This is a genomic window from Streptomyces yangpuensis, from assembly GCF_001005295.1.
Classification (GTDB): Bacteria; Actinomycetota; Actinomycetes; order Streptomycetales; family Streptomycetaceae; genus Streptomyces; species Streptomyces yangpuensis.
The window spans coordinates 375232-382664 of the sequence record NZ_LBMK01000001.1 but is presented as its reverse complement, the minus strand read 5'-3'; the positions used below and the strand labels follow the sequence as shown (position 1 = coordinate 382664).

1 protein-coding gene and 2 pseudogenes are annotated in these 7433 nt (G+C 72.6%); all 3 read right to left on the bottom strand.

From position 1 onward, the window contains the following. Positions 1-2144 (bottom strand): annotated as a pseudogene (locus tag AAT21_RS37875) (hypothetical protein); the annotation flags it as partial. Beyond that, positions 2141-3598 carry an integrin alpha gene (locus AAT21_RS01650; RefSeq protein ID WP_052757612.1) on the bottom strand — a complete coding sequence of 486 codons (1458 nt, stop codon included), beginning with the start codon at positions 3596-3598 and terminating at the stop codon, positions 2141-2143. The gene AAT21_RS01650 and the pseudogene AAT21_RS37875, both read right to left, overlap by 4 nt. A gap of 456 nt (positions 3599-4054) precedes the next feature. Then, positions 4055-7433 (bottom strand): annotated as a pseudogene (locus tag AAT21_RS01645) (Rne/Rng family ribonuclease); the annotation flags it as partial.

Here is a 7433-nt window from a genome sequence, read left to right as displayed (position 1 = left end):
GGGCCGCCCGCCGCGGTGTTGGCGACCTCCTTGGCGGTCTCACCGGCGAAGGTGTAGCGGTACTTCACGACGTCCGTGTCGGGCACGGTGTCGTTCGGGTTGGGCGAGAAGGTGAACGTGCCGGGAGCCCCGACACCGTCGTGGTAGACGTTGGTAGCCGGGTACTGGCCACTGAAGACGTTCGGCTTGCCAGGGAACGACTTGTCGTACATGAACTCGCACTTGCCGCTCCACGGCCCCCATCCGTCGCCGTCATGGGCGGCGACGCTCCAGGAGATGGCCGTGTTCTCGGGAATCGTCGACCGAGCGGTGTGCTCGAAGGGGGTGGAGCTGGTCGGCGCCTTGTAGAGCGTGTCCTCCTCGTAGGACTTGGCGGCGCCCGCCGCGTCCTTCCACTCCAGCTTGAAACGGACCTTGACCTGCTCGCCCGCGTCCGCGTCGTTCGCGATGGCGCGCAGCGTCGGCGGCACGTCGGTGTAGGGCCGGCCGGTGCCCGTGACGCAGGCGCCGCCGGGGTTGGACGACAGGGCGGCGGTGTTGATCAGGCCCGGCAGCGTGTTGTAGCTGATGCTCAGGTACGCGTTGCCGCAGACCCGCTTCCAGCCGCCGAAAGTGCTCTCGTCCTGGGCCCTGAGGTTGAAGAGCATCGAGGGCCAGCGCTCGTTGGCCGCGGTGCGCACGCTGTTGGTCAGGCCTCCGGTGGCACCGGACTTGAAGTGCATGTTGGCCTGCGAGGTGCAGCTCGTCGGCTGGATCTTCTGGTCGAGCGTCTCCAGCGTCGTCAGCGTCGCGCCCTGCGTGTTGTTCCAGTTGCTGGCGCTGTTGATGTGGGCGGTGCTGCCCCCGACCCGCTGGAGCTGGATGGGTTCGGCCCTGGCGTCGGCCCAGTACACGTGCTGGACACGCGCGCTGAAGGTGGCGCCCAGGATCTGCTTGCCGCTGTAGAAGGACAGCGGGATCTGGAACAGCACACGGCGCGTACCGACACCGGCGCACGAGGCGGCGCTGTAGTCCGTCGGGCACTTGCCGACGCCCGCGCTGCCGGAGTACTGCCACTCGCCGACCGTGGGCTTGCCCGACATCACGGCGGTCCAGCCCGAGCGGTCGGTGGTCTTCTGGATCGGGTCGATGACGACGGGGAAGACCGTCGCCCCGTCGCGCAGCAGGTTCTGGTCGGGGACGAGGGTCAGCTTGTCCCTGGACAGCTCGATGCCGAGGGCCGTGGCCTTGCCGCCGCCGCCCGGGCCTTCGAGGGCCGGAGCGAGCGCCGCGGCGGCGGACTCCCCGGTGGGGGCGTCGGCGCGGGCCGCGGACAGCGACTTCGCCACGGCCTTGGGACCCTTGGTGCGGGCCGCGGCCTCCTGGGAGGCAGCCGAGTCCCACATGGACGGGGCGCCGGACTGGAAGACCGTGCCGCCGACCGTGCTGTCCTCGGCGGTGACCGCGCCGTTCGCGTCCTTCTTGTACGTCAGCCCCTTGGTCTTGAGGCCGAGGTCCAGGCGCGTCAGGCGCGGGTCGGCGGCGGCCTGCGGGGTCTTGACGACCAGCAGGTGGCCAAAGCCGTTCGCCTCGGCACGCACCTTGAGGTCGACACCCGGCAGGGCGTCGGGGTACGTGGCGGTGTCGCCGTCGAGCACGGGCGCGGGGAGCTTGCCGTAGGGCCAGGTCAGCGCCATCTCGTGAGTGTTGCGGGTCATGGTGACGAACGGCTTCCCGGCCGCGCCGTCGGAGAAGGCCAGACCGACCGTGGTCGCCTTCGGGACGACGCTGCCGTCCGCGCGCTTGACCAGCGTCTTGTCGATGTCGACCCACTTGCCGTTCTTGACCGCGTGCACCGGCTCGGTGTACTCGCGGGCCGTGTAGGAGCCGTCCGGTGCCGCGAAGATCTCCCGGCGCTCGGTGCGCAGGCCCAGGACCTCGACCTGCTTGCCGCTCTTGCGGGCCACGATCCGGGCCTCCGCCTCCGTCTGGACGGGGGTGCCCACGGCGACGGGCTCCGGGGAACGGGCTGCTTCGGGGCCCTCCCAGAGATCCAGGCCGAGCGTGGTGGCCACGACGGCGCCGGCGGTCACCGCGGCGATCGAGGCACGGCGCAGCACGGTGCGGCCGATGCCGCGGGACGTGCGGGGCTGGTGCGTCATCATCGGACCACCGTTCCGAAGGTCTTGCGGTCGGCGGGGAGACCGCCCTCGCCGGGCTTGAACGTCTCGGTGGGCGCGCCGCCCGTGCCGCCGATCGTCCACGGGAACAGGTAGACCGCGTGGCCCTCGGCCGGGCCGTACGGCATGCCGACGTACACGCCGGCCGCACCGCCGCCGATGCTCATCCCGGCGTACTCGCGCGGGGCCTGCGGGGTCGGGATCTCGGAGCCGGGCTCCAGGATCTTGTCGGTCGCGCCGGGCGCACCGACCATGCCGAACATGTGCACCACGCCCCGGTCGGGGACGCCGTTGGCGGCGTCCTCACCCGGGACGCCGACGGCGAGCTTGACGTTGGCGCCGGTGCTCGTGCTGGTCGGCGCGGTGTTGTAGGCGGCGACGCGCTGGCCGAAGTAGTCCCCGGCCTCGGCCTCGCCGCCGACGTCGGTGGTGTTCTGGTCGATCCAGGCGAGCTCCGTGTAGGCACCCGCCGCGTCGATCTTGAACACCTGGACGGCGCCCGCGTCGACGGTGGTGGACAGGTCCTCGCCCGGGATCCCGACGGCGAGGAGGGACTCGGTGGTGCTGGTGGCTCCGGCGGCGCGGTAGGGCGTCGCGGCCAGCGACCGGCCGAAGCCGTCGCCGGTCTCGCAGGCGCCGAGCACGTTGGGCATGTCCTGAGTGATCACGTTGAGCGGCTTGGGGTAGCCCGCCGTGAGGGCGTGGCTGAAGATCGTCACCGCGCCGGACTCGGCGAGGGTGCCCTGGGCCTCGCCCGGGGAGCCGACCGCGAGGTGAGTCGCGGTGGCCGCGACGGTGGTGCCGAAGCGGTCGTACTCCTCCTTGGCGTCGGGTACGGCTCCCGCGTTGGCGGTGTCCTGAGTGACGAGCGTGGCCGTCATCGTGGTCGAGCCGGAGATGTAGAGGAATGCGCCCGCGTCCACCGTGGTTCCGACGTCCTCACCGGGCACGCCGGCGACGAGGAACGGCACACCGGCCGAGGTCTTGCCCGCGGCGAGGGAGTAGCCCGTCCAGTCGTACGACTCCGAGCCGATGGCGGAGATCAGGCCTGCGCCCTGGACGTACTCGACGCTCGCCTTGCCGGCGGCCAGGCCGGTGGGCGAGCCGTGGACGACGACGATGCGGCCGGCGTCGATGCCGGTGCCGACGTCCTCGTAGGGAGTTCCGATGGCGAGGTCGCTGCAGCCGTCGAGGTCGGCGTCGTACACGGCCATCGAGTAGCCGAACTGGTCACCCGCCTCGGACCCCCCGGACTTGGCGGCCTCCTGGGTCAGCGCCAGGGTCCCCTTGCCGCCGCCGTACACGATGTGCACGACCCCGGCCTCGGAGATGCCGTTGGCGGTGGCCTCGGGGTCCGCGATCGCGGTGTCCCGGATGCCGTCCCCGTTGAAGTCCGATTCGGCCCCGGAACAGCCGGCGGCCGCGGTGGCCGTGCTCACGAGGGGGGTCGGTCCTGCCGTCAGGGTGAGGGTGAGGGCCGTGGCCGCCAGGGCCCAGGCTCCTCTGGCGGCACGCCGCCTGGCCGCGCCGTGTGGCGCGGTTGTCGCTCTGCTCACGTGGTGGTTCCGCTTTCGTCCGTTTCGAGGCTGTTGAGCGGCAGCCGGAAAGCAGGAAGAAGCAACGGAACGTGAAAGATGTGCGACAAAGAGCGACGCGGGCGCGGGTCAGTGCGCGTGCGTCGGCCATCCCCCCGCTCGCCAAGGATCCCCCCGTGACAAGCCGCTTGACAGCAAGCGTTGAGCCACTGTGACGTGAACTCGCCCGCTGAACAAGGGTCAATGTCCGACATTGGATGATCGCGGCCCTTAACAGATTGATCACATCCACAAAAAAAACGGCTCTGTCCGGCACCAACTGGTGCCGGACAGAGCCGTTTTGGACCGTACGCCGCGAAATCAGCCCTCGGTCGGAGCCGAGACGGACGGGGCGGCCTGCTGCTCCGCCGCCGCGGTCTTCTTCGTCGTCCGCTTCGCCGCGGTCTTCTTGGTCGTGGCCGTCTTCTTGGCCGCGGTCTTCTTGGCGGCCGCCGCCTTCTTGACCGGGGCCTTCTTCGCCGCGGTCGCCTTCTTGGCCGGAGCCTTGCGGGCGGCCTTCTTCGCCGGCGCGGGCTCCTCCGCGGAGGCCTCCGGCTCCGGCTCGGCCTGGGTCACCGGGGCCTCGACGACCACCACGGCGGCCTCGGTCGCGCCAGCCGGGGAGCCGGCGGGTGCGGTGGCCTTACGGGTTGCACGACGGCGCGGACGGGCCGGCGCGGCCTCCGCCACCGGGGCCTCCTCGACCACGGCGACCGGCTCGGGCTCGACGACGGGCTCGGGCTCCGCGGCGACGACCGGCTCCGGAGCCTGCTCGGGCTCCGGCTCCGCGGCCACGACGGGCTCCACGGCGGCCTCGGCGACCGGCGCGGGCGCGGTGGCCTTACGGGTCGCCCGGCGACGGGTACGGCCCTTCGGCGCGGCCTCCTCGACCGGGGCGGCCGGGGCCGTCTCCACGGCCGGGGCGGCCTCGGCGACGACCTCGGCCACCGGCTCCAGGACGGTGTCGGCAGGCTCGGTCACCGGCTCGGCGACGACCTCGGCCACGGGGGCCGGGGCCTGCGCCGGGGCGGCCTCACGCCGCGGGGCGCCCGCCGGGGCGGTCGCCTTGCGGGTGGCACGGCGCCGGTTGCGGCGGCCGCTCAGACCCGCGGCGGCCTCCGCCTCGGCCGGGGATCCGTACAGCTCCTCGCCCGCGGCGAACTCCGGCTCCGGCAGCGCCTTCGGCGCCGCCACCTCGGCGGCGACCTCGGCCTCGGTCTCGAAGGCCTCGGCCTCCGCCTCGACGGTCTCGATCGTCTCGACCTCGTGGTCGTGCTGGTCGAACTCGGCGCGGCCGCCACGGCGCTTCGAGCGCTTGCCGTTGCCACCGCCGCCGATCGCGGCCGGCGACTCCATGTGGACGATGACACCGCGGCCGTTGCAGTGGACGCAGGTCTCGGAGAAGGACTCCAGCAGACCCTGGCCGACCCGCTTGCGGGTCATCTGGACCAGGCCCAGCGAGGTGACCTCGGCCACCTGGTGCTTCGTACGGTCGCGGCCCAGGCACTCCAGCATGCGGCGCAGGACCAGGTCGCGGTTGGACTCCAGGACCATGTCGATGAAGTCGATGACGACGATGCCGCCGAGGTCGCGCAGCCGCAGCTGGCGCACGATCTCCTCGGCCGCCTCCAGGTTGTTCCTGGTGACGGTCTCCTCGAGGTTGCCGCCCTGACCGGTGAACTTGCCGGTGTTGACGTCGATGACGATCATCGCCTCGGTCTTGTCGATCACGAGGGAGCCGCCGGAGGGCAGCCACACCTTGCGGTCGAGCGCCTTGGCGAGCTGCTCGTCGATCCGGTACGTCGCGAAGACGTCGACCTCGGAGGTCCAGCGCTGGAGCCGGTCGGCCAGGTCCGGGGCCACGTGCGAGACGTAGCCGTGGATGGTCTCCCAGGCGCCGTCACCGCTGACGATGACCTTCGAGAAGTCCTCGTTGAAGATGTCGCGCACGACGCGGACGGTCATGTCCGGCTCGCCGTACAGCAGGGACGGCGAAGAGGTCGTGATCTGCTTCGACTTCTTCTGGATGTCCTCCCACTGGGCCTGCAGACGCTCGACGTCGCGGCGCAGCTCGTCCTCGCTCGCGCCCTCGGCGGCGGTGCGCACGATGACGCCCGCGTCCTCGGGGACGATCTTCTTGAGGATGGTCTTCAGGCGCGCGCGCTCGGTGTCGGGCAGCTTGCGGCTGATACCGGTCATCGAGCCCTCGGGCACGTAGACCAGGTAGCGGCCGGGCAGCGAGACCTGGCTGGTCAGGCGGGCGCCCTTGTGGCCGATCGGGTCCTTGGTGACCTGTACGAGGACCGACTGGCCGGACTTGAGGGCGGACTCGATGCGGCGCGGCCCGCCCGCCATGCCGAGCGCCTCGAAGTTGACCTCACCGGCGTACAGGACGGCGTTGCGGCCCTTGCCGATGTCGATGAAGGCGGCCTCCATCGACGGCAGCACGTTCTGGACCTTGCCCAGGTAGACGTTGCCGACGTACGAGGTGGCCTCTTCCTTGTTGACGTAGTGCTCGACGAGCACGTTGTCCTCGAGGACGCCGATCTGGGTGCGCTCGCCGGACTGGCGGACGACCATCACGCGCTCGACGGCCTCGCGGCGGGCCAGGAACTCGGCCTCGGTGATGATCGGCACGCGGCGGCGGCCCTGCTCGCGGCCCTCGCGGCGGCGCTGCTTCTTCGCCTCCAGACGGGTGGAGCCCTTGATGGACTGGACCTCGTCGGACGGCTCGGCCTTCTCGCGCGCCGGGCGCGGCTCGCGGACCTTGACGACGGTGCGCACGCCGTCCTCGTCGCCGGCGGACTCGCCGGTGACGTCGGCGGGCTCACCGCTGCGGCGGCGGCGACGGCGGCGACGGCGGCTGGAGGTGGAACCGAGAGCCTCTTCGGTCTCCTCCTCCTCTTCCTCGTCGGCCTCCTGCGCCTCGGCCTCGGCCTCGGCCTCGTCCTCCGCGGACTCGTCGAGGTCGGCGGCCTCGCCGCGACGGCGACGGCGACCACCGCGACGGCGGCGGCGCGAGGGGCGCTCGCCCTCGTCGCCCTCGTCGAACTCGGCGGCCTCGGCGGACTCGTCCTCAAGGTCGGCGGCCTCGGCCTCCGGCTCCTCCTCGGCGAGCACCTCGGGCAGGGAGACCGGAGCGGCCTCGGCGCCGCGGCCACGACGGCGGCGACGGCCGGTGGGCTGCACGGGCTCGGCGGGAGCGGCGGCCTCGGCCTCCTCCTCCTCGATCTCCTCGGCCTCGATCGCGGCGGCGGCCGCTGCGGCGGCCATGGCGGCGGTCTCGGGGGTCTGGAACATCGGCTCGGTGAAGACCGGCGCCTGGAAGACGGCCACGGCGGGACGCACCGCGCGGCGGGCGCGGGCCGGAGCGGCGGGCGCCTCGGCGGCCTCGGGCTCGGCGGCGGGCTGCTGCTGCGGGGCGGCGGCGGCCGCGGTGGTGGAACGGGTGGCGCGGCGGCGGCCGCGCTTGGGGGCGTCCACGGCGTCGGCGACGGTCACGGCGCGGGTGGCGGCCTTGGGGGCCTCCTCCGCGGCGGCGGCCGGAGCCTCGGCAACCGGAACCTCGGCGGCCTCAGCGGCGGGGGCGGTCACGGCACGGGTCGCACGGCGGCGGGCACGCGGCGCCGGAGCAGCCGCAGCCTCCTCGGCCACCGGAGCCGCAGCAGCCTCCACGGCGGCCGGAGCCTCGGCAACCGGA